The sequence below is a fragment of the Streptococcus sp. VTCC 12886 genome, from assembly GCF_049893425.1.
Classification (GTDB): domain Bacteria; phylum Bacillota; class Bacilli; order Lactobacillales; family Streptococcaceae; genus Streptococcus; species Streptococcus suis_AA.
On the sequence record NZ_JBMVJB010000068.1, the window covers coordinates 1 to 2202 of the forward strand.

The 2202-nt window shown below is 47.2% G+C and carries 1 tRNA gene and 1 rRNA gene; both read right to left on the reverse strand.

Annotated elements, in window-relative coordinates:
- Positions 1-299: 299 nt before the first annotated feature.
- Positions 300-372: transfer RNA gene (locus ACPC57_RS11485), tRNA-Ala, on the reverse strand.
- Positions 373-595: 223 nt separating this feature from the next.
- Positions 596-2151: ribosomal RNA gene (locus ACPC57_RS11490) — 16S ribosomal RNA — on the reverse strand.
- Positions 2152-2202 lie beyond the last annotated feature (51 nt).

The following is a 2202-nucleotide window of genomic DNA, read 5'->3' on the forward strand; positions in this document are numbered from 1 at the left end:
TTAACCTAATTTTTTCAAAAATTAGAAAACTCATTAAATATTCACAGCGTTTTCGGTTTATTTTCTTGTTACTATTTCTTTATGTATCTTTTCAAATACATAAGGATTGTTTGATAGATATTCAATTTTCAATGGACAAGTTTAGGATATGAACGACGGTCGCTTCTGCGAAACTTCTGTAGAAAATTAGGAATCTGACGATGTGTGTCTTGCACACAAGGAAGATGATCTTTTTTCCTAAGAAGTTAGTCGTGAATTCAACTTCACTGTTATTCAGTTTAGTAGGATTTCTATCCTAATGGAGCCTAGCGGGATCGAACCGCTGACCTCCTGCGTGCAAAGCAGGCGCTCTCCCAGCTGAGCTAAGGCCCCACGTATAATTACGTGTTTACTGTATTGTTAAATAATATTAAGGGACTTTTGAGAAGTCAAATTGTATTCGAACTAAAATCCTAGTGAAAAAGATAAACTTCCTTGTGTGTTGAACACACTACGTCAGTTTCCTATTTTCATACGCATTTTTTAACGTTCTCATTACTTAGTTCAAAACCTCTCAAAATTAAAGAAGACTAACGTACAGGTTCCTTTTCCTTAGAAAGGAGGTGATCCAGCCGCACCTTCCGATACGGCTACCTTGTTACGACTTCACCCCAATCATCTATCCCACCTTAGGCGGCTGGCTCCAAATGGTTACCTCACCGACTTCGGGTGTTACAAACTCTCGTGGTGTGACGGGCGGTGTGTACAAGGCCCGGGAACGTATTCACCGCGGCGTGCTGATCCGCGATTACTAGCGATTCCGACTTCATGTAGGCGAGTTGCAGCCTACAATCCGAACTGAGACTGGCTTTAAGAGATTAGCTTGTCGTCACCGACTTGCGACTCGTTGTACCAGCCATTGTAGCACGTGTGTAGCCCAGGTCATAAGGGGCATGATGATTTGACGTCATCCCCACCTTCCTCCGGTTTATTACCGGCAGTCTCGCTAGAGTGCCCAACTGAATGATGGCAACTAACAATAGGGGTTGCGCTCGTTGCGGGACTTAACCCAACATCTCACGACACGAGCTGACGACAACCATGCACCACCTGTCTCCAGTGTTCCGAAGAAAAATCCTATCTCTAGGACGGTCACTGGGATGTCAAGACCTGGTAAGGTTCTTCGCGTTGCTTCGAATTAAACCACATGCTCCACCGCTTGTGCGGGCCCCCGTCAATTCCTTTGAGTTTCAACCTTGCGGTCGTACTCCCCAGGCGGAGTGCTTAATGCGTTAGCTACGGCACTGAGTCCCGGAAAGGACCCAACACCTAGCACTCATCGTTTACGGCGTGGACTACCAGGGTATCTAATCCTGTTTGCTCCCCACGCTTTCGAGCCTCAGCGTCAGTTACAGACCAGAGAGCCGCTTTCGCCACCGGTGTTCCTCCATATATCTACGCATTTCACCGCTACACATGGAATTCCACTCTCCCCTTCTGCACTCAAGTTTGACAGTTTCCAAAGCATACTATGGTTAAGCCACAGCCTTTTACTTCAGACTTATCAAACCGCCTGCGCTCGCTTTACGCCCAATAAATCCGGACAACGCTCGGGACCTACGTATTACCGCGGCTGCTGGCACGTAGTTAGCCGTCCCTTTCTGGTAAGTTACCGTCACTGTGTGAACTTTCCACTCTCACACACGTTCTTCTCTTACAACAGAGCTTTACGATCCGAAAACCTTCTTCACTCACGCGGCGTTGCTCGGTCAGGGTTCCCCCCATTGCCGAAGATTCCCTACTGCTGCCTCCCGTAGGAGTCTGGGCCGTGTCTCAGTCCCAGTGTGGCCGATCACCCTCTCAGGTCGGCTATGTATCGATGCCTTGGTGAGCCGTTACCCCACCAACTAGCTAATACAACGCAGGTCCATCTCATAGTGAAGCAGTTGCTCCTTTCAAGCATTTACCATGCGATAAATACTGTTATGCGGTATTAGCTATCGTTTCCAATAGTTATCCCCCGCTATGAGGTAGGTTACCTACGCGTTACTCACCCGTTCGCGACTCATGATTAATGGTGGAGCAAGCTCCGGTATCAATCATGCGTTCCACTTGCATGTATTAGGCACGCCGCCAGCGTTCGTCCTGAGCCAGGATCAAACTCTCATTAAAAGTTTTGATTCAAACTCAAGCTATTGCTAGCTTTCCGTTTTATTGTTTTTT